Raw genomic sequence first — 19,397 nt, 5'->3', positions numbered from 1 at the left:
CATGAGTGATTTTGCCGACAAGGCCCGTGCGGCCACGGTTGCGATGAGAGAGCTGTTTCCGCCAACGCCGCTCTTGCGCAATGCCTTTCTGTCGGACCGCTACGGCGCCGATATCTGGCTGAAGCGCGAAGATCTGTCGCCAGTGCGCAGCTACAAGATCCGGGGCGCCTTCAACGCCATGACCAAGCGGCTGGCCGAGGACCCCGAGCGGCGGCTTTTCGTCTGTGCCAGCGCGGGAAATCACGCGCAGGGGGTGGCCTTTGTCTGCCGTCATTTCGGGGTGCGGGGCGAGATCTTCATGCCGGTCACCACGCCACGCCAGAAGATCGACAAGACCCGCGCCTTTGGCGGCGATGCGGTCGAGATCAAGCTGGTGGGCGACTATTTCGACGAAACGCTGGCCGCCGCGCAGACGTTCTGTGCAGAAACCGGCGCCGCCTTCCTGTCGCCCTTCGATGATCCGGATGTGATGGAAGGGCAGGCCTCGGTCGCGGTGGAGCTGCTGGAACAGCTCGGCGCAACGCCCGATCGGCTGATCTTGCCTGTTGGCGGCGGCGGGCTGTCCTCCGGGGTGCTGTCCTACCTCAGTGCCGTGGGGGCCGGGACGCGTGTGAAACTTGTGGAACCGCAGGGCGGGGCAAGTCTGGCTGCCGCGCTGAAAGCGGGTGAACCGGTGACGCTGCCGCAGGTCAACACTTTCGTCGACGGGGCCGCCGTGGCGCGGATTGGCGAGGCGCCTTTTGCGGTTCTGTCCACCACCGATCCGGGCGATGTTCTGGCTGCCCCGGAAAATCGGATCTGCGTGACCATTTCCGAGATGCTGAATGTCGAGGGCATCGTTCTGGAACCGGCTGGCGCGTTGGCCATCGACGCCCTACAGGACCTTGGCGCAGCCCTGCGCGGGCAAACGATTGTCTGCGTCACCTCGGGCGGGAATTTCGATTTCGAGAGGCTTCCGGAAGTCAAGGAACGCGCCATGCGCTTCCGCGGTGTGAAGAAATACTTCATCCTGCGCATGCCGCAGCGTCCCGGCGCGCTGAAGGATTTTCTTGGGCTGCTTGGCCCAGGCGACGATATCGCCCGGTTCGAGTATCTCAAGAAATCCGCGCGGAATTTCGGCTCGGTCCTGATCGGGATCGAAACCCGCGATGCCGCCGATTTCGACGGGCTGTTCGCGCGCATGGAAGAACGCGGTTTCGCCTATCGGGACATCACCGAAGACGAGGTGCTGTCCGAATTCCTGATCTAGGCCGCGTCGGCTGGCAGTTCTGTCTGGAACGCTTTGACCGATTCCCGGTAGAGCCAGTCCAGATGAACCGCGTCCACCGGCTGCCCGTCCAGCGCGCGTTTCTCGGCCTCTGTGCAGGCGGTGGCGAAATCCGTAAAGCCAAGGTTCAGGGCGCTGCCACGCAGCCCGTGAAACACATCGGGGCCTGCGCCACCGGTGGTGGCCTGAAGGGCCGCAAGACTGTCGGCCATTTCATCAAGAAACATCTCGGCCACTTCGAGGAAATCCTCCTCTCCGATCTCTTGCCGAAGCTCCTCCAACCGTTCCAGATCAATCACCACGAACTCCGTTTTCACTGCTCTTTGACCGGAATCCTAGGTCAGAGCCCTTAACGGGAGATTAGGAAAACCAGCCAGATAGACAGCATTTTAGAGTTCACCTGCCCTTAACCCGCGGCTGTCACGAATGGCCGGATTCACAGGCAAGAGGTGGCAGGTGCCCGATGACGCGACATTGATGACGGACAGGGCCGGGGCCGCAATTCCTGGCCTGTCACCTGTGCTGGTGCTGGAAAACAGCCCGGCACAGCGGCGCTTGCTGGCCACCCTGCTGCGCAAATGGGGGCATCCGGTCACCGTCTGCGACAGCCCCGAACAGGCACTCGCCATCCTGTCACGCGAAGCGATCCCGATCATCCTGACCGATTGGATGATGCCCGGCATGTCAGGCCCCGATTTCTGCCGTGCCTTCCGTCGGATGGACCGGGAAAGCTATGGCTATGTCATCCTTCTGACCTCCAAATCCGAGAAGTCTGAAATTGTTCTTGGGCTGGAGGCGGGGGCAGATGATTTCGTTGCCAAACCCGTCAATCCCCATGAATTGCGCGCCCGAATCAGGGCCGGGGAACGGATCGTTGCCATGCAGGGCGAACTGGTCAGCCAGAACCGCAAGATCAGTAGCACGCTGGCGGAACTTCAAACGCTGTATGACGCGCTTGACCGTGACCTGGTCGAGGCCAAGAGGTTGCAGGAATCGCTGGTGCGCGAAACCTTCCGTCCGGTGCAGAACGGGTCCGTCGCGCTGTTGCTGCGGTCCAGCGGCCATGTGGGCGGCGATCTTGTTGGCTTCTTCCCGATCCCCGGCAACCGGATCGGGGTTTTTTCGCTCGACGTGTCTGGCCATGGCGTCACCTCGGCGCTGCTGGCCGCGCGCATGGCCGGGCTGCTTGGCACTGCCGCGCCGGAACAGAACGTGGCTCTGGTGCAGGCCCGGGGGGGCCATTGGGTCGCCCTGCCGCCCGATGACGTGGCCCGCAAGCTGAACCAGATGATGTTCGAAGAGGTGGAGACCGATCTTTATTTCACCCTCTGTCTGGCGGATGTGGATCTTGAAACCGGGAACACGCGCATGGTGCAGGCAGGCCATCCGCACCCTGCGATTCTGCGCTCGGGTGGCCAGGTTGACTGGGTCGGCGAAGGTGGGATGCCCATTGGCCTTCTGCCCGGCGCGCGTTTCGAAACAATTGAGTTTCAGTTGCACCCCGGTGACCGATTGTTGTTGCATTCCGACGGCTTTACCGAATGCGCCAACCCTGCTGGCGGCTATCTGGGAGAAGACGGGCTGGCAGAGCTTGTGACCCGCCACGCAAAAGCCCCCGCAGATGGTTTCCTGCCGAAACTCGTGAAAGAGCTGGAGGCCTATTCAAATCGTCCCGATTTCGACGACGACGTGTCAGCAATCTGCCTGAGCTTCACGCCTTAAGCGACGCGCGCAGCTGCGACACGAAGAACCGGTCCCCATCAACGCCCAACCTGGTTTCCGCCTCGTCCCATGGCAGGAACACCGGCGTATGATGTGGCTCCGTCGGGTCGGCCAGCCGGGACCCGAGCCGCGCAACATAGACCGTACATAGCTTCTGCGCCCAGATGTCGTAGTCGGGCATATAGGTGAAACGGTGAAACATCCCCAAGCGCCGGGGGGACTGGATGCGATAGCCGGTTTCCTCGAACACCTCGCGGTGTAGCGCTGCCAAGGGCGATTCGCCGGGGTCGATACCGCCGCCGGGCAGTTGCAACTCCGCCAGCGGTTTCTCCTGAAACGTCGCCAGAATTCCGTCCCCCGTCAGGATCGCCGCATAAACCCCGCGCCGGGGGATATAGCGGCGGGCCGGGTCGGGTTGTTGGCCGAAACGTCGGTTCATCAGGGCTCTCCGGTCGGGCCAATGGCGGCTTATGGGTTGGCAAGGCGGTTGTTCCGCATATATGGGCGCGGTATGCCAGCCCACGTGGCGGAAGGAAAGACAATGACCCTCAGCACCAAGATCGCCTGGGACGACACCGTCCTGCCGTTTCAGCTCGACCGTTCCGACATTCGCGGGCGGGTCGCACGGCTCGATGGCACGATGGATCAGATCCTGTCGCAGCATAACTACCCGCGCGGGATCGAGGCGATGCTGGCCGAGATGGCGCTGCTGACCGCCCTGATCGGCCAGACCATCAAGCTGCGCTGGAAACTGTCCTTGCAGGTGCGCGGCGACGGCCCCCTGCGGATTCTGGCAACCGATATCTATGCCCCCGCGAAAGAGGGTGAGAAGGCGCAGATCCGCGCCTATGCCTCATACGATCAGGAGAAATATGTCGAAGGCGCGGACCCGTTCGCACAGATCGGCAAAGGCTATTTCGCGATCCTGATCGACCAGGGCAAGGGCAACACCCCCTATCAGGGCATCACGCCGGTGGCCGGTGGCTCGCTTGCCGCCTGCGCCGAGGCCTATTTCGCGCAGTCCGAACAGCTGCCCACCCGTTTTGCGCTGTCCTACGGGCACAGCACGGAACCCGGCGCCCAAAGCGGCTGGCGCGCGGGTGGCGTGATGTTGCAGCACATGCCCAAGGCCAGCCCCCATGTAGCCGGTGAAGGCGGATCGGGCGAGGAAGGGCTGCTGGCGGCCACCGATCTGCTCGACGATGACGACAGTGAAAACTGGAACCGCGCCAACATCCTGCTCGATACGGTCGAAGAGCTGGAGCTTGTGGGCCCCTCCGTATCCCCCACCGATCTGCTCCTGCGCCTCTTCCACGAGGAGGCTCCGCGAGTCTTCGATGCGATGCCCGTGTCCTTCGGCTGCACCTGTTCGGAAACCCGCGTGCGCGAGAGCCTGTCGATCTATTCGGCCAAGGACATCGCCCATATGACCAAGGATGATGGCCGCGTGACCGCCGATTGCCAGTTCTGCGGCGCGCATTACGACCTTGACCCGCTGTCTTTGGGGTTCGAGGCCGTGAAAAACCCGGATGGCTCCGATATCTGATCTGGCCCGCATAAGCCGGGCGCTGGCCGGGGCGGCCCCGGCCTCGTCGGATTATGACCTGAACCCCGGCATTGTTTTGCCGGAGGGGCGCAAGCTGAAACCCGCCGCCGTTCTGATGCCGATCATCGAGACCGATCTAGGCGCACGGGTGATCCTGACGATGCGCTCGGCGCGGCTCAAACATCATCCGGGCCAGATCGCCTTTCCCGGCGGGCGGATCGACGAAACCGATGCCGATGCCGTGGCCGCCGCGCTGCGCGAAAGCCGAGAGGAGATCGGGCTCGACCCGTCGAATGTCGATATTCTGGGGCAGCTTTCCCCCCATGAGACCGTGACCAGCTACACCGTCACCCCCTTCGTGGGCCGCATCCGCGCGCCATTTACACCCGTGCCAGAGGCGGGCGAGGTGGCCGAGGTCTTCTCGGTCCCGCTGCAGTTCCTCATGAACCCCGCAAGCTACCGCATCGAACGCCGCCGCTGGCGCGGTGTCTGGCGGTCCTATTACGTGGCCCCCTATGGCCCTTACTACATCTGGGGCGCGACCGCGCGGATGCTGAAGGGGCTGGCCGATCGGGTGGCATCATGATTCTCGACACCGACTGGCTGCATCACCAAGGCACGCAAAAGCTGTGCAAAGCGCTGGAGGCCGAGGGGTTCCATGCACTCTTCGTCGGTGGCTGCGTCAGGAACGGGCTGCTTGGCCTGCCAACCGATGATATCGACATCTCCACCGATGCACGCCCCGAACGGGTGATGCAGATCGCCGAGGCCAATGGGCTGAAGGCGGTGCCAACCGGCATCGACCACGGCACCGTGACCGTGATCGCCGATGGCCTGCCGCATGAGGTGACGACCTTCCGCCGCGACGTGGAAACCGATGGCCGCCGCGCGGTGATCGCCTTTGCCGACGAGGTGGAAGAAGACGCGATGCGCCGCGACTTCACCATGAACGCGCTCTACGCGGACGCAAATGGCCAGGTGATCGACCCGCTCGGATCGGGAGTGGCCGACCTGCGGGCGCGGCGGTTGCGATTCATCGGCGACCCGCATGACCGCATTCGCGAGGACTACCTTCGCATTCTGCGCTTCTTCCGCTTTCATGCTCATTACGGCGATCAGGCCGAGGGGCTGGACGCCGATGGCCTTGCTGCCTGCGCCGAAATGGCCGATGGCATCGACCACCTGTCGCGTGAACGGATCGGGCACGAGATGCGCAAACTGCTGCGCGCCGCCGATCCCGCGCCGTCCGTCGCCGCCATGGCACAGGCCGGCATATTGCGCCACGCGCTGCCGGGGGCAGACGCCAGGGCCCTGCCCATCCTTGTCCATGCTGAGACCGATCTGAATGTCGCCCCCGACCACTGCCGCCGCCTTGCTTCGATCGGCGGCGACAACCCCGGCGATGCCCTGCGCCTGTCCAAGGCGGACACTCGCCGGGTTGCGCTGCTTCGGGACGCGGTCGGGTCGATGATGGGCGCGGGCGAGCTGGGGTATCGTGAAGGCTTCGACATCGCCCGCGATGTGCTGCTCTTGCGCGTGGCGCTGCTGGAAACGCCGCTTGCGCAGTCGGAACTGGAGGCGGCACAATCCGCTGACGGGCTGCAACTGCCGGTGAAACCCGCCGACCTGATGGCGATCGGACTGCAAGGACCCGCGCTTGGCGACCGGATGCGAGAGATCGAGGCGCGCTGGATCGCCTCCGACTTCACGCTCACCCGCGCCGAGCTCTTGCCTTGACAGCCCCCGCGCGCTGACGTCCTGTCTGCCGACCGCAAACAGGACCAATCCCTTGGACCCGCTCTACGCCTTCGTTTTCGCCGGGCTCTTTTCCCCCGGCCCCAACGTGATCCTTCTGACCGCCTCCGGCGCGCGCTTCGGCTTTCGCGCGACGCTGCCGCATGTGTTCGGTGTGGCGGTTGGCGTGGGTGTCATCGCGGCGTTGATGGGGCTTGGCATCGGTACGTTGCTGCTGGCCCAACCCGCGCTGGCCTTCTCGTTGAAATTGATCGCCGCAAGCTGGATTCTGTGGATGGCCTACGCCCTGATCCGCGCGAGCGATCTGTCCGGCGGCAAGGCGGGGGAGCGGCCCTTTACCTTCTGGCAGGCAGTCTTGTTCCAATGGGTGAACCCAAAGATCTGGGCCGTCGCGCTGGCCGCCGCCGCTGGCTACGGCATCGGCCTTAGCCCCGCTGGCGAAGCACAGCGCCTTGCCACAGCCTTCTCGGGCATCAACCTGTTCGTCTGCCTCTTCTGGAGCTTCGCAGGCTCGCTCCTCGCGCTGCTGCTGACCACCCCCCGTGCGTGGACGGTGTTCCGACTGTGCATGGCTGCAGCCCTTGCCGCCTCTGCCGTCATGGTGTTCCTGTAACGCGCGGGCTATATCTGCCCGGGACAGGACCCATTTCAGACCGCAGTTGATGTTTCGTTTCTTCGAAAATCTTGTCGATCCCTATACGGACTATCCCGAACGGGACAGCCCACCCAACCGGCTGTGGCCGTTCCTGTGGGACTATTCACAGCCCTTCAAGCGCCTGTTTCTGATCACCGCGATCATGTCCGTCGTGGTCGCGGTCATGGAGATCTGGCTGATCTCCTATATGGGCCGTCTTGTCGATCTGCTGACCGGGGCAGACCCGGCCGCTTTCATCGGCGATCATGGCTGGGAATTGCTGGCCGTCGCGCTCTTCATTCTGTTCCTGCGTCCCATTCTGCACGGGCTCGACGTGGCGCTGCTCAACAATGGCATCCTCGTCAATTTCGGCACGCTTATCCGCTGGCGGGCGCATCGCCATGTGCTGCGCCAATCCGTCGGCTGGTTCGAGAACGACTTCGCGGGCCGCATCGCCAACCGCATCATGCAGGCCCCGCCCGCCGCCGGGGATGCTGTCTTTCAGGTCTTCGACGCGATCACCTTTTCGCTGGCCTATCTGGTCGGCGCCGCTGTGCTGCTGGCGGATGCTGATCTGCGTCTTGTCCTGCCGCTCTTGGTCTGGTTCGTCCTTTATGGGCTGCTCGTGCGCTGGACGATGCTGCGCGTGGGCCCGGCTTCCAAGGCCAGTTCCGACGCGCGCTCCATGACCACGGGCCGCGTCGTCGACAGCTACACCAATATCCATTCGGTCAAGCTCTTCGCCCATCACGACAGCGAAATCAGCTATGCGCATGAGGCGATCGAACATACGCGCCGCACCTTCGCGGCTGAAATGCGCATCTACACGATGATGGACGTGATGCTCACGGCACTGAATGGCTTCCTTGTCGTGGCAGTCGTCGGGTGGGCCGTCTGGCTGTGGATGCAGGGCACGGCCTCGGTGGGTATCGTGGCGGCGGCCACGGCGCTGACCCTGCGCCTGAATGCCATGACCGGCTGGATCATGTGGGCGCTCTCCACCTTCTTCCGCTCGCTCGGCGTGGTGGCGGAAGGCATGGAAACCATCGCCCAACCCATCACCCTGACCGACGCGCCGGATGCCAAACCGCTGGAATTGACACGCGGAGAGGTGCGGCTGGATCATCTCAGCCACCATTACGGGCGCGGCTCGGGCGGTTTGCAGGACGTGACCCTGACCATCCGCCCCGGCGAAAAGGTCGGCCTCGTGGGCCGATCCGGCGCGGGGAAATCGACGCTCGTCAAGCTGCTGCTCCGCTTCTACGACCCCGAAGGCGGACAGGTCCTGATCGACGGGCAGGACATCACGAAAGTCACGCAGGACAGCCTGCGCGGCCATATCGGCATGGTCCAGCAGGACAGCTCGCTGCTGCATCGGTCGGTGCGCGAAAACATCCTCTATGGCCGCCCCGATGCCAGCGAGGAGGATATGCTGCAATCGGCCAAACGCGCCGAGGCGCATGAGTTCATCCTCGATCTGGAGGACCCGCAGGGCCGCAGGGGCTATGACGCCCATGTGGGCGAACGTGGTGTGAAACTGTCGGGTGGCCAGCGCCAGCGCGTGTCACTGGCCCGCGTGATCCTGAAGGATGCGCCCATTCTGGTGCTGGACGAGGCCACAAGCGCGCTCGATTCAGAGGTCGAGGCGGCGATTCAGGACACGCTTTATGGCGTGATGGAGGGCAAGACCGTGATCGCCATTGCGCACCGGCTGTCCACCATCGCCCATATGGACCGGATCGTCGTGCTGGACGATGGCCACATCGTCGAAAACGGAACGCATGAGGAGCTTTTGGCGCTGAACGGCCTATATGCCGGGTTCTGGGCGCGCCAGTCGGGCGGGTTCATCGGAACCGAGGACGCCGCCGAATGATGAACCGCCTCGCCAACCTGATCGACGCCTTCCGCCCGGCGGACGGCCCGCCACCCAACCGCTTGCTCGCCTTCTTCAACTGGTGCCTGCGCGGCGCGTGGCCCGTCCTGATCGGGGCCGCGCTGATATCGGGCCTTGCGGGCATGTTCGAGGTCGGCTCGGCCCTCGTCCTTGGCCTTGTCATCGACGCGGCCAGCACCACCGACCCCGGCGCGATGATTGAAACCCACTGGCCGCTGCTGCTGGCCGGGATGGCCTTCTTCCTTGTCCTGCGCCCGCTGGCCTTTGCCGCGTCATCTGCCGCCAGCACCCTTGTCGTCGGTCCTGCCGTCAACGTGCTGGTGCTGCAACGGCTCAACCGCCATACGCTTGGCCAGTCCGTCACCTTCTTTGACGATGATTTCGCGGGCCGCATCGCGCAGAAACAGATGCAGACCGCCAGCGCGGTGACCAACGTCGTCACGGAATTCGTGAACGTCGTGGCCTTCGCGCTGGCCTCTCTCATTGGCTCGCTTCTGCTTTTGATCACCATCGACGGGCGGATGGCGATTGCGCTGTTTATCTGGCTCATCGCCTATTTCGCGACGATCAGCTTCTTCCTGCCCCGCGTGCGCAAACTGTCCAAGGCGCGGGCGGGCGCGCGGGCCGCCGTGTCGGGGCACGTCGTCGACACGATCACCAATATCAAGACGGTCAAGCTTTTCGCCCATCACGCGTTCGAGGACCGCTCGGCGCTGAACGCCATGGAGAAGTTCCGCCAGAAAGCCATCGGATTCGGGCGCATCTCAGCGGGGTTCCGGCTGGCCCTGATGACCGTCGCGGGCGCGCTGCCGGTGATCCTCATTGGCGGCACGGTCTGGCTCTGGACGCAGGGTATCGCCAGCACCGGCGATATCGCCGCCACCGGCGCCGTGTCGATCCGCATCGCGCAAATGACGGGTTGGGTCAGCTTCGTTCTGATGGCGATCTATTCCAATCTGGGCGAGGTCGAGGATGGGATGAACACCCTCTCGCCCCCGCATACGCTGACCGACCGCGACACCGCGTTGGAGGTCGAACGCGCCGTGGGCCATCTGCAGTTCAGCGATGTCAGCTTCGCCTATGGCCGCGAAGAGGGCGGCGTGACCGGCCTGACCCTTGACGTGCATCCGGGTGAGAAACTGGGGATCGTTGGGGCCTCGGGCGCGGGCAAATCCACGCTGGTCGCCCTGCTTCTGCGGCTCTACGACGCCGAAGAGGGTCAGTTGCTGCTCGATGGCTGCGATGTGCGTGACCTGACGCAGGAAAGCCTGCGCCGTCAGATCGCCATGGTCACGCAGGAAACCGCGATGTTCAACCGCTCGGCCCGTGACAACATCCTTTACGGCCGCCCCGGCGCGACCGAGGAGGAGATGATCGCCGCCGCCAAACGGGCCGAAGCGCATGAGTTCATCCTCGGGCTTCAGGACCATATGGGCCGCAAGGGCTATGACGCCTTCCTTGGCGAACGCGGCGTCAAACTGTCCGGCGGCCAACGCCAGCGCATCGCGCTTGCCCGCGCGTTTCTCAAGGACGCCCCGGTGCTGGTCCTGGACGAGGCCACAAGCGCGCTCGATTCAGAGGTCGAAGCCGCCATCCAGGACACGCTTGGCGACGTCATGGAGGGCAAGACCGTCATCGCCATCGCGCACCGCCTGTCCACCATCGCCCAGATGGACCGCATCATCGTGCTGGATCAGGGCCGTGTCGTGGAAGAAGGCTCTCATGACGCACTGCTTGACGCAGGCGGTCTCTATGCGCGCTATTGGAACCGTCAATCGGGTGGCTTCATCGGAATTCAGGAAGCCGCCGAGTAGGAGGTGCGCCCATGGATCTGGAAACCGTTCCCGCAGAAGACTTCGGCCGCGCCCTGACCGGCATCGGTGTCAACCTTCTGACCCCGGATGTGCGCGCGCTGGCCGCGTTTCTGAAAGATGTCTTCGGCCTGCCCGCCTATCAACTGTCCGATGATTTCGCCATCATCCGCCACGGGCAGATGCTGATGCAGCTGCATTCCGACGGCACTTATCACAGCCACCCGCTGCTCGGGTTCGTCCCGGAAACGCCCCCGCGCGGCGGCGGTCTGCAACTCTTCCTGTTCGGGATAGACCCCGATGAGGCCGTGGCAAAAGCCGAGGCCGCCGGCCACATGGTTCTGGAACGCCCCGCCGACAAGCCCCACGGTCTGCGCGAAGGCACGATCCTGTCCCCCGAGGGCTACGCCTTCAGCCCCGCGATCCCCAAGGCGTAACCGCTTCCCGCCGGCGCCAAACCACGCTATGCGCTGCCCATGGAAATCACGATTCAAAGACTGGGCCACAAGGGCGACGGCATTGCCGAAGGCCCGGTGCTCGCGCCCCTGACCCTGCCCGGCGAGGTCGTCGAGGGCACGGTCGACGCTGGCCGCATGGACGCCCCCCGCATCCTCGCGCCCTCGCCTGACCGGGTGAAAGCCCCCTGCACTCATTTCCGCCAATGCGGCGGCTGCGCGCTTCAACACGCCTCGGACAGCTTCCTCGCCCATTGGAAACAGCAGGTCGTGGAAACCGCCCTCGCCGCGCAGGGCCTGACCGCCGCGTTCCGCCCCATCCACGTATCGCCCTCTCGCAGCCGCCGCCGCGCCACGCTTGCGGGCACCCGAACCAAGAAAGGCGCGCTTGTGGGCTTCCACGCCCGCCGGTCCGACACCATCGTGCCGATCACCGATTGCCACGTGTTGCACCCCGACCTGATGGCCGTGCTGCCCGCGCTGGAACAGATCACCCGAATAGGCGGCTCCCGCAGCGCCACGCTGGCCTTCGCGCTGACCCGCTCTGACGCAGGCATCGACTGTGCCGTCACCGGCGGCAAACCGCTGGACGAAGCCCTGCGCATGGCGCTGCCGCAATTCCTGCGCCAGTTTGCCCGCCTGACCTGGGACGACGAGACGGTGTTCACCGAAACACCCCCCATCCAGCAGTTTGGCGCAGTCGCCGTCACCCCGCCCCCCGGCGCCTTCCTGCAAGCGACGCCCGACGGTGAAGCCACGCTCGTCGCCGCCATGCAGGAGGCCACCCAAGGCGCGAAACATATCGTCGATCTCTTCTCCGGCTCCGGCACCTTCTCTTTCCCGCTGGCCGCACGCACCCCCGTCCACGCCGTCGAGGGCGACCGCACCATGATCGCCGCGCTCGACCATGCCACCCGCCACGCTACCGGTATCAAGAAGGTCACCAGCGAGCTGCGCGACCTCTTCCGCCGCCCGATATTGGCCGAAGACCTCGCCCCCTTCGACGCCGCCGTCATCGACCCGCCCCGCGCGGGGGCCGAGGCGCAGGTGCGCGAACTGGCGGCCTCGGACATCGAGAAAATCGGCTTCGTCTCCTGCAACCCTGTCACCTTCGCCCGCGACGCGAAAACGCTCAGCGATGCAGGTTACAGCCTCAATTGGGTGCAGGTGGTCGACCAGTTCCGCTGGAGCCCCCATGTGGAACTTGCCGCCAGCTTCACCCGCGCACATATGTAAGCCCGAACAGGGGAGGTCTCGAATGCGGCACTGGCTTGAAACCCGGTTGGAAACGGCGCTGGTGCGCAACACGATCATCGGTGTGATCGTGTTCAACGCGGTGATCCTCGGGTTGGAAACATCAGATGCGGCCATGGCCCGGGCGGGCGCGCTTATCACCGCGCTTGACCGCATCTGCCTTGCGATCTTCGTCGTCGAGCTCACCGCCAAGCTGATCGCCTATGGCAGCCGCTTTTTCCGTTCCGGCTGGAACCTCTTCGACGCGGTCATCATCGGCATCGCGCTTGTGCCCGGCGGTCAGGGTCTCTCGGTCCTTCGCTCGCTTCGCATCCTGCGGGTTCTGCGCGTGATATCGGTCGCGCCTCGCCTGCGCCGGGTGGTCGAAGGCTTCGTGCGCGCGCTTCCCGGCATGGGCAGCGTGTTTCTGCTGATGGGGATCATCTTCTATATCGGCGCCGTCATGGCGACCAAGCTCTTCGGTGCCAGCTTCCCCGACTGGTTCGGCGATCTCGGCCAGTCTCTCTATACGCTTTTCCAGATCATGACGCTGGAAAGCTGGTCCATGGGCATCGTCCGCCCGGTGCTGGAGGTCTACCCCTATGCCTGGGCCTTCTTCGTGCCCTTCATCATGATCACGACCTTCGCGGTCGTGAACCTGCTGGTGGGCCTTATCGTGAACTCCATGCAGGACGCCCATTCCGAAGAGGAATCCGCCCAGACCGAGACCTATCGTGACGAGGTGCTGGAACGGCTGAAGGCCATCGAGGCGCGGCTCGACACCCGAGAATGATCCTGCGCGGGTTTCATCCAACGGATCGCCGCTGGCTGATCGAGCGCCACCGCGCCCTCTACGCTCAGGAGTTCGGCTTCACCTCCGATTTCGGCATATCCATCGCCGACAAACTCGACGCCTTCCTCGCCCGTGAAGACCCCTCAAAACGCCTCTGGATCGCCGAGGATGACGGCCAGCGCATCGGCTCCATCGCCCTATCCGACCGCAACGGCACGGCCTTCCTCAACTTCGTCCTGCTGGAGCCTTCTGCCCGCGGCCATGGCTTTGGCCATCACCTGATGCAAACCGCCCTTGACCATGCGCGCACCAAGGGCTTCACCCAGGCAACACTCGAAACCTACAGCTGCCTCATCGCCGCCCGCGCCCTCTACCGCGCCCACGGCTTCACTATCTCCGAAACCGATCCCGGCTGGCACAGATTCGGCCAGAGCTTCGACCGCGAGTTCTGGCAAGCCGATCTCTGATCCCCGCGGGGACAGCCGCGAAACGCCGCCCTTTCATCTTGGCAAAAATACCTCCGCCGGAGGCGTCCCGCCCTCACCACAAGCCCAACCGGCAGATCCGGCGCAACTCCCGCTCCCGGGTCGACGCGCGATGCGCGGCGAAACCGGGTTCCGTCTGCACGGGGGGTGTACAGGGGGTGTACGGGGGGTGCACGCATGGCGACGAGGTAATTTTGCAGCTGACCCTTGCCTCGGCGCGGGCACTGCGCTACCTCCACTCCTACCTCGGGGTGGCCCAAAAGGCCTGAGATGCATCATGCGAACCCGTTGAACCTGAACCGGTTAGGACCGGCGGAGGGAAGGTTACGCGGACAGACCCCGCCACTTCTCCACCGCCCGTCGCGAAATGGAGAAAGTGGATATGAAAACCCCCATCATCGCCTCGGGATTTGCCCTTCTTGCCAGCACGGCAATGGCGCAAGATTCCGTATTGATCGTCTATACTTACGACAGTTTTGTCTCTGACTGGGGCCCCGGCCCGCAGATCGAGGCCGCTTTCGAGGAAACCTGCGCCTGCGATCTGCAATTCGTCGGTGCAGGCGATGGCGCTGCGCTTCTGGCGCGGCTCTTTCTGGAAGGCGCCCAGACCGGTGCCGATGTGGTGCTTGGTCTCGATACGAACCTCATCGCCTCGGCCCGTGCAATGGATCTGATCGCCCCGCACGGCATTGACGCCGAGAATCTCACCATGCCTATATCTTGGGACGATCCGCAGTTCCTCCCCTATGACTGGGGGTACTTCGCGTTTGTCCACGGCACCGATCTGGAAAATCCCCCGTCGAATTTCCGCGAACTGGCCGATAGCGATCTGCGCATCGTGATCCAGGATCCCCGCTCCTCCACCCCCGGCCTCGGCCTCCTGATGTGGGTGAAAGCCGCCTATGGCGATGAGGCCGGCGCAATCTGGGAAGGGCTGGCCGACAACATCGTCACTGTCACGCCAGGCTGGTCCGAGGCCTATGGGCTGTACCTTGAAGGCGAGGCGGATATGGTTCTTTCCTACACCACGTCCCCCGCCTATCACCTGATCGCGGAAGAAGATGACAGCCACACCGTCGCCGCCTTCGAGGAAGGCCATTACATGCAGGTGGAGGTGGCCGGAATCGTCAACATTTCCAACGAGATGGAGCTTGCCCGACAGTTCATGGACTTCATGCTGACTCCGGCGTTTCAGGAGGTCATCCCGACAACAAACTGGATGTATCCGGCGGCCTTGCCGGCCGAGACTCTGCCGGCCGGGTTCGAGACGCTGATCATGCCCGAAACGCCCCTGCTGCTCAGCCCCGAAGATGCGCAGGCGGTGCGGGTTCAGGCACTGGATGAATGGCAAGCCGCGCTCAGCCAATAAGCGCGGTGCAGAGGGCGGGCGCCGCGATTGCCGCGCTCGTCCTTCTGGCCGTGTTGGGACCGCTTGCGGCGGTCCTGTGGAGGGCCGAATCCGTCACGGGCCTTGGCCCTGCCGACATCGCCGCCATCCGCTTCACGATCTGGCAGGCGTTCCTCTCCGCCGCTTTCAGCGTGGCGCTTGCCATCCCCGTCGCCCGCGCCCTTGCGCGGCGCAGCTTTCCGGGCCGGGCAGCGCTGATCGCGCTTATGGGTGCGCCCTTCATTCTGCCGGTGATCGTGGCGGTTCTTGGGCTGATCACCATCTTTGGCAGGCGCGGCGTTCTGAACGAAGGTCTGGTGGCGCTCGGTCTTCCCGGCCTTGAAATCTACGGGTTGCACGGCGTCGTTCTGGCCCATGTCTTCTTCAACCTGCCGCTCGCAGTGCGTCTGTTCCTGCAAGGCTGGTTGGCCATTCCGGCGGAACGGTTCCGGCTGGCCGCGACGCTTGGTTTCACTCCTCGCGACATCGCCCGCCACATGGAAAGGCCTATGCTGCGGCAGGTCGCGCCGGGGGCTTTTCTGGTGATCTTCCTGATCTGCACCACCTCGTTCGCGGTGGCCCTGATTCTTGGCGGCGGACCGCGCGCCACGACGGTCGAACTCGCCATCTATCAGGCCTTCCGGTACGAGTTCGACCTCGGTCGTGCGGCGATGCTGGGGCTGGTGCAGGTGGGGATCTGCGTGGTGGCAGGGCTTCTGGTGCTGCGCGTGGCGGTGCCTGTGGCTATGGGCACGGGGCTGGATCGACCGATGGAACGGTTCGACCGGCAAAGCGGGGTACAGCGGGCGGGTGACTGGCTGGCCATCACGTTGGCCGCACTGTTCCTGCTGCTGCCGCTTCTGGCGGTGTTGCTGCGCGGGGTGGGGGGCGTGCTGACCCTGCCCGGATCGGTCTGGGTCGCGGCGGAACGTTCGGTCCTGCTGTCTCTGGCCACGGCTGCGCTGGCCATTGCGCTGGCCCTGCCCATGGCGTTGCTGATCGCGCGGGGTCGGGCGCGGGGTTTGCTGGAAACCATCGGCGCCCTGTCCATCGCTGTGTCGCCGCTGGTGATCGGTACCGGGCTTTTCCTGATTTTGCGGCCCCATGTGAACCCGGCCAGTTCCGCCCTGCCGGTCACCGGTCTGGTCAACGCACTGGCGGCGCTACCGTTTCTGTTGCGCGCCTTGGTGCCCGCCATCGAGGCGGCCGAGGCGGGGTATGGCCCGCTGGCGGATTCTCTTGGTCTGTCTGGCGGGCAACGGCTACGCCACGTGCTGTTGCCGCGGATCCGCCGCCCGCTCGGGTTCGGGGCCGGGTTGGCGGCGGCGATGTCGATGGGCGATCTTGGGGTGATCACGTTGTTTGCCGCCCCGCAGGCTGGCACGCTGCCCTTGGAGATGTTCCGCCTGATGGGGGCCTATCGCACTGATGATGCCGAAGCGGCGGCGCTGGTTCTTCTGGTGCTGAGCCTGCTGCTGTTCTGGATTTTTGACCGTGGGGGGCGGGTGAATGCTGCGACTTGACGATGTTGTTCTCGGGTTCGAGGGCTTCACCCTCAGCGCCGATCTGTCGGTTCCGAAGGGTGCCCGGCTGGCTGTGCTGGGGCCGTCGGGCGGCGGAAAGACGACGCTGCTGAGCACCATAGCGGGATTTCTGCGGCCCGATACGGGGCGCGTGGAGATCGACGGGCAGGACGTGACGGATTGGCCGGTGCAGGACCGGCCCCTGTCGATCCTGTTCCAGGAGGGCAACCTGTTTCCCCACCTGACGGCCTTCGACAATGTTGCGCTTGGGGTCAACCCGAGCCTGAAGCTGACCGAGGTGCAGCGCGCCGATGTGGCGCGCGCGCTGGATCAGGTGGGGCTTGGCGATATGGGCGCGCGCATGCCCGGCGACCTGTCGGGCGGGCAGCGGTCGCGCGTGGCGCTGGCGCGGATGTTGCTGCGCCGCAAGCCGCTGGCATTGCTGGACGAGCCTTTCGCGGCGCTCGATCCGGGGCTGAGGCGAGAGATGTTGTCGCTGGTGGGCGATCTTTGCGACGCGGAAGGGCTGACGCTGGTCATGGTCAGCCACGATCTGCGCGATGCGGAGCGGCTCTGCACCGATCTGTGCCTTCTGGAAGAGGGGCGCGTCATCCTGAACGGCCCATTGCAACCGATGCTCGCTGACCCGTCCGAGGCGCTCCGCCCCTGGCTCTAACGAAAAACGCGCCCCGGAGGGCGCGCTTTCCTTGTCTTCAAGCTGGGTTCAGCTTTCCTTCGCGGCCCGCTTCACCGGCGCCCACAGACGCTTGTTGGTGAGGTAGAGCAGCGTCGACAGCAGGATCAGCAGGATAACGGCGGTGAAACCCATCCGCTTGCGCGCCATCATCTGCGGCTCGGCGGCCCACATCAGGAAGGCGGCCACATCTTCGGCCTGTTGTTCGATCGTAGCTGCGGTGCCGTCGTTGTATTCGACCCCATCTTCCCAAAGTGGCGGTGCCATCGAGATCAGACCACCCGGGAACACGTCGTTACCGTAGAGGAACGTGCCCGCCATTTCCTCGTCATGGCCGTTATAGCCCGACAGCAGCGCGGCGATGTATTCCGGGCCGCCGATGCCGTTGACCAGCGAGTTCAGACCAGTGCCCCAGGGACCGTGGAAGCCGAGACGCGCCTTGGCCATCATGCTGAGGTCAGGTGCGCCGGCGGCGGTGTTTTCCGGGAAGTTGTCTTCCGGGGTCGCGGCACGATAGTCGCGCAGGTCTTCGTCCCAGACTTCGATGAAGTTCTGTTCGATATAGGCGCGCACCTGATCCGGCGGGATGCCGGGGCCGTCTTCATCGGACAGGGTCCGGATCGGGACATAACGCAGGCCGTGGCAGGCGGAACAGACCTCGGTGTAGACCTGAAGGCCGCGTTGCAGCTGGTTCTGGTCGAAGGTGCCGAAGGGACCGTCGAAGGAGAAGCGGATGTTTTCCACGTGGCCACTGGCTTCGCCCGCTGCGAGCGCCGGGGTGCCAGCCAGAGCAAAGGCAGTCAGCGCGGTGAGTGCAAGTTTCCTGAACATGCTATTCAGTCCTTTTCTTTTACTCGGCCGGGGTCGCGGCTTTATCGCCGTCGGACCCGGACTTGCCGTAGTGCTCTTTGAAGTCTTCCTCGATGGTAGCGGGCTGCGGCAGCGGCTTCTCGAAGATGCCGAGCAGCGGCAGGATCACCAGGAAGTAGGCGAACCAATAGGCCGACCCGATCAGGGCGATATAGGGATAGATCCCTTCCGCCGGGCGGGCACCGACCCACATCAGCACCATGAAGTCGACGACCAGCAGAGCGAACCACCACTTGAACATCGGGCGGTAGCGGCCAGAGCGCACCGACGAGGTGTCGAGCCAGGGCACGATGGCCATCACGGCGATGGCGCCGAACATGGCGATCACACCGAAGAACTTGGCGTCAACGATACCACCGGTCAGCCAGTTGGCCGCGATCACGACCCAAACCTCGGAGTCGAAGGCGCGCAGGATCGCGTAGAAGGGCAGGAAGTACCATTCCGGAACGATATGCGCAGGCGTCGCGAGGGCGTTGGCTTCGATATAGTTATCCGGGTGGCCGAGGAAGTTCGGCATGAAGCCGACAACCGCGAAGAAGCCAACCAGGACGACGGCAAGGGCGAAGACGTCCTTGATCACGAAGTAGGGCCAGAAGGGCAGCGTGTCGGCGTCTGCTTCTTTGCGGGAGGTGCGGCGCACTTCAACACCCGTGGGGTTGTTGTTGCCGGTGTGGTGGAAGGCCCAGATATGCACGACCACGAGACCCGCGATCACGAAGGGCAGCAGGTAGTGCAGCGACAGGAAGCGGTTCAGCGTGGCGTTGTCCACAGCGGGTCCGCCAAGCAGCCAGGTCTGAATCGCATCGCCGATGAAGGGGATCGCGCCGAAGAGACCGGTGATCACCGTGGCCCCCCAGAACGACATCTGACCCCAGGGCAGAACGTAGCCCATGAAGGCCGTGCCCATCATCATCAGGTAGATCAGCATGCCGATGATCCATGTCACTTCGCGGGGTGCCTTGTAGGACCCGTAGTAGAGGCCGCGGAAGATGTGCAGATACACGGCGATGAAGAACAGCGAGGCGCCGTTCATGTGGATGTAACGGATGGCCCAGCCACCGTTCACGTTGCGCATGATGTGCTCGACCGACGCGAAGGCCAGGTCGACATGCGGGGTGTAGTGCATCACCAGGATGATGCCGGTGACGATCTGCATGACAAGGCAGAAGGCCAGCACGATGCCCCAGATCCACATCCAGTTGAGGTTCTTGGGGGTGGGGATCATCAGGGTGTCATAGATCAGGCCAACCACGGGCAGGCGGCGGTGAAGCCACTTTGCACCGTTGGATTTCGGCTCGTAATGGTCGTGGGGAATGCCGGACATGTCT

General features: G+C 64.2%; 19 protein-coding genes and 1 riboswitch. Of the genes, 15 read left to right on the top strand and 4 right to left on the bottom strand.

What is annotated here, in order from left to right; translation table 11 throughout:
* Position 1 precedes the first annotated feature (1 nt).
* Entirely contained in the window at positions 2-1,249 is a 1,248-nt protein-coding gene (gene ilvA, locus ACOOEX_RS19205) for a threonine ammonia-lyase IlvA (RefSeq protein WP_420396336.1), read from the top strand.
* On the opposite strand, the gene ACOOEX_RS19200 is transcribed toward ilvA, so the two are convergent.
* Entirely contained in the window at positions 1,246-1,584 is a 339-nt protein-coding gene (locus ACOOEX_RS19200) for an Hpt domain-containing protein (protein ID WP_420396335.1), read from the bottom strand. The two genes, ilvA and ACOOEX_RS19200, sit on opposite strands and share 4 nt — an antisense overlap.
* A gap of 109 nt (positions 1,585-1,693) precedes the next feature.
* Here ACOOEX_RS19200 and ACOOEX_RS19195 point away from each other — a divergent pair, with 109 nt between their 5' ends.
* Positions 1,694-2,989 (top strand): PP2C family protein-serine/threonine phosphatase, encoded by a 1,296-nt coding sequence (locus ACOOEX_RS19195; RefSeq protein WP_420396334.1) that lies wholly within the window; start codon positions 1,694-1,696, stop codon positions 2,987-2,989.
* Here ACOOEX_RS19195 and ACOOEX_RS19190 read toward each other — a convergent pair.
* A complete protein-coding gene (locus ACOOEX_RS19190) occupies positions 2,979-3,428 on the bottom strand; it encodes an NUDIX hydrolase (protein WP_420396333.1) in 450 nt (149 codons plus the stop codon). The two genes, ACOOEX_RS19195 and ACOOEX_RS19190, sit on opposite strands and share 11 nt — an antisense overlap.
* A gap of 102 nt (positions 3,429-3,530) precedes the next feature.
* Between ACOOEX_RS19190 and ACOOEX_RS19185 the strand changes: the two genes are divergently transcribed.
* The 13 genes from ACOOEX_RS19185 to thiQ all read left to right on the top strand — a co-directional run bounded on the left by ACOOEX_RS19185 (position 3,531) and on the right by thiQ (position 17,181).
* Positions 3,531-4,535, top strand: coding sequence for an Hsp33 family molecular chaperone HslO (locus tag ACOOEX_RS19185; protein ID WP_420396332.1), 1,005 nt, complete (start codon positions 3,531-3,533; stop codon positions 4,533-4,535).
* Entirely contained in the window at positions 4,519-5,121 is a 603-nt protein-coding gene (locus ACOOEX_RS19180; RefSeq protein WP_420396331.1) for a CoA pyrophosphatase, read from the top strand. Before ACOOEX_RS19185 ends, ACOOEX_RS19180 begins: the two co-directional genes overlap by 17 nt.
* Positions 5,118-6,272, top strand: a complete 1,155-nt coding sequence (locus ACOOEX_RS19175; protein ID WP_420396330.1) for a CCA tRNA nucleotidyltransferase — start codon at positions 5,118-5,120, stop codon at positions 6,270-6,272. The genes ACOOEX_RS19180 and ACOOEX_RS19175 overlap by 4 nt, the downstream gene beginning before the upstream one ends.
* Before the next feature lie 52 nt (positions 6,273-6,324).
* Entirely contained in the window at positions 6,325-6,903 is a 579-nt protein-coding gene (locus ACOOEX_RS19170) for a LysE family translocator (protein WP_420396329.1), read from the top strand.
* A gap of 49 nt (positions 6,904-6,952) precedes the next feature.
* Positions 6,953-8,797: an ABC transporter ATP-binding protein gene (locus ACOOEX_RS19165; RefSeq protein WP_420396328.1), complete on the top strand. Its 1,845-nt coding sequence runs from the start codon at positions 6,953-6,955 to the stop codon at positions 8,795-8,797.
* On the top strand, positions 8,794-10,632 hold the full coding sequence (locus ACOOEX_RS19160; protein ID WP_420396327.1) for an ABC transporter ATP-binding protein: 1,839 nt from the start codon (positions 8,794-8,796) through the stop codon (positions 10,630-10,632). The genes ACOOEX_RS19165 and ACOOEX_RS19160 overlap by 4 nt, the downstream gene beginning before the upstream one ends.
* A gap of 11 nt (positions 10,633-10,643) precedes the next feature.
* On the top strand, positions 10,644-11,066 hold the full coding sequence (locus ACOOEX_RS19155; RefSeq protein ID WP_420396326.1) for a VOC family protein: 423 nt from the start codon (positions 10,644-10,646) through the stop codon (positions 11,064-11,066).
* Between the two features lie 39 nt (positions 11,067-11,105).
* The gene (locus ACOOEX_RS19150; RefSeq protein WP_420396325.1) at positions 11,106-12,320 is read left to right on the top strand and encodes a class I SAM-dependent RNA methyltransferase; all 1,215 of its coding nucleotides are present in this window, start codon (positions 11,106-11,108) and stop codon (positions 12,318-12,320) included.
* Positions 12,321-12,342: 22 nt separating this feature from the next.
* On the top strand, positions 12,343-13,110 hold the full coding sequence (locus tag ACOOEX_RS19145; RefSeq protein WP_420396324.1) for an ion transporter: 768 nt from the start codon (positions 12,343-12,345) through the stop codon (positions 13,108-13,110).
* The gene (locus ACOOEX_RS19140; protein WP_420396323.1) at positions 13,107-13,577 is read left to right on the top strand and encodes a GNAT family N-acetyltransferase; all 471 of its coding nucleotides are present in this window, start codon (positions 13,107-13,109) and stop codon (positions 13,575-13,577) included. Before ACOOEX_RS19145 ends, ACOOEX_RS19140 begins: the two co-directional genes overlap by 4 nt.
* 255 nt (positions 13,578-13,832) lie before the next feature.
* Positions 13,833-13,933: riboswitch (TPP riboswitch) on the top strand.
* A 44-nt stretch (positions 13,934-13,977) separates the two neighbouring features.
* Positions 13,978-14,964, top strand: a complete 987-nt coding sequence (gene thiB / locus ACOOEX_RS19135) for a thiamine ABC transporter substrate binding subunit (RefSeq protein WP_420396322.1) — start codon at positions 13,978-13,980, stop codon at positions 14,962-14,964.
* On the top strand, positions 14,940-16,505 hold the full coding sequence (locus ACOOEX_RS19130) for a thiamine/thiamine pyrophosphate ABC transporter permease ThiP (RefSeq protein WP_420396321.1): 1,566 nt from the start codon (positions 14,940-14,942) through the stop codon (positions 16,503-16,505). Before thiB ends, ACOOEX_RS19130 begins: the two co-directional genes overlap by 25 nt.
* Entirely contained in the window at positions 16,492-17,181 is a 690-nt protein-coding gene (gene thiQ, locus ACOOEX_RS19125; RefSeq protein WP_420396320.1) for a thiamine ABC transporter ATP-binding protein, read from the top strand. Before ACOOEX_RS19130 ends, thiQ begins: the two co-directional genes overlap by 14 nt.
* 48 nt (positions 17,182-17,229) lie before the next feature.
* On the opposite strand, the gene ACOOEX_RS19120 is transcribed toward thiQ, so the two are convergent.
* Together ACOOEX_RS19120 and petB are read right to left on the bottom strand one after the other, a co-directional pair.
* A complete protein-coding gene (locus ACOOEX_RS19120; protein ID WP_420396319.1) occupies positions 17,230-18,030 on the bottom strand; it encodes a cytochrome c1 in 801 nt (266 codons plus the stop codon).
* Positions 18,031-18,049: 19 nt separating this feature from the next.
* Positions 18,050-19,393 (bottom strand): cytochrome b, encoded by a 1,344-nt coding sequence (gene petB, locus ACOOEX_RS19115; RefSeq protein WP_071689630.1) that lies wholly within the window; start codon positions 19,391-19,393, stop codon positions 18,050-18,052.
* Positions 19,394-19,397: the final 4 nt, after the last annotated feature.

Source organism: Nioella sp., from assembly GCF_965215655.1.
Classification (GTDB): Bacteria; Pseudomonadota; Alphaproteobacteria; order Rhodobacterales; family Rhodobacteraceae; genus Nioella.
The sequence above is the reverse complement of the archived record's forward strand: the minus strand, read 5'-3'. Positions and strand labels throughout refer to the sequence as shown.

Bases quoted from the DNA above. Each gene is read 5' to 3' on its own strand.
- ilvA (WP_420396336.1), top strand. From the start codon at position 2: ATGAGTGATTTTGCCGACAAGGCCCGTGCGGCCACGGTTGCGATGAGA.
- ACOOEX_RS19195 (WP_420396334.1), top strand. From the start codon at position 1,694: ATGGCCGGATTCACAGGCAAGAGGTGGCAGGTGCCCGATGACGCGACA.
- ACOOEX_RS19190 (WP_420396333.1), bottom strand. From the start codon at position 3,428: ATGAACCGACGTTTCGGCCAACAACCCGACCCGGCCCGCCGCTATATC.
- ACOOEX_RS19185 (WP_420396332.1), top strand. From the start codon at position 3,531: ATGACCCTCAGCACCAAGATCGCCTGGGACGACACCGTCCTGCCGTTT.
- ACOOEX_RS19180 (WP_420396331.1), top strand. From the start codon at position 4,519: ATGGCTCCGATATCTGATCTGGCCCGCATAAGCCGGGCGCTGGCCGGG.
- ACOOEX_RS19175 (WP_420396330.1), top strand. From the start codon at position 5,118: ATGATTCTCGACACCGACTGGCTGCATCACCAAGGCACGCAAAAGCTG.
- ACOOEX_RS19165 (WP_420396328.1), top strand. From the start codon at position 6,953: ATGTTTCGTTTCTTCGAAAATCTTGTCGATCCCTATACGGACTATCCC.
- ACOOEX_RS19160 (WP_420396327.1), top strand. From the start codon at position 8,794: ATGATGAACCGCCTCGCCAACCTGATCGACGCCTTCCGCCCGGCGGAC.
- ACOOEX_RS19155 (WP_420396326.1), top strand. From the start codon at position 10,644: ATGGATCTGGAAACCGTTCCCGCAGAAGACTTCGGCCGCGCCCTGACC.
- ACOOEX_RS19150 (WP_420396325.1), top strand. From the start codon at position 11,106: ATGGAAATCACGATTCAAAGACTGGGCCACAAGGGCGACGGCATTGCC.
- ACOOEX_RS19145 (WP_420396324.1), top strand. From the start codon at position 12,343: ATGCGGCACTGGCTTGAAACCCGGTTGGAAACGGCGCTGGTGCGCAAC.
- ACOOEX_RS19140 (WP_420396323.1), top strand. From the start codon at position 13,107: ATGATCCTGCGCGGGTTTCATCCAACGGATCGCCGCTGGCTGATCGAG.
- thiB (WP_420396322.1), top strand. From the start codon at position 13,978: ATGAAAACCCCCATCATCGCCTCGGGATTTGCCCTTCTTGCCAGCACG.
- ACOOEX_RS19130 (WP_420396321.1), top strand. From the start codon at position 14,940: ATGGCAAGCCGCGCTCAGCCAATAAGCGCGGTGCAGAGGGCGGGCGCC.
- thiQ (WP_420396320.1), top strand. From the start codon at position 16,492: ATGCTGCGACTTGACGATGTTGTTCTCGGGTTCGAGGGCTTCACCCTC.
- ACOOEX_RS19120 (WP_420396319.1), bottom strand. From the start codon at position 18,030: ATGTTCAGGAAACTTGCACTCACCGCGCTGACTGCCTTTGCTCTGGCT.
- petB (WP_071689630.1), bottom strand. From the start codon at position 19,393: ATGTCCGGCATTCCCCACGACCATTACGAGCCGAAATCCAACGGTGCA.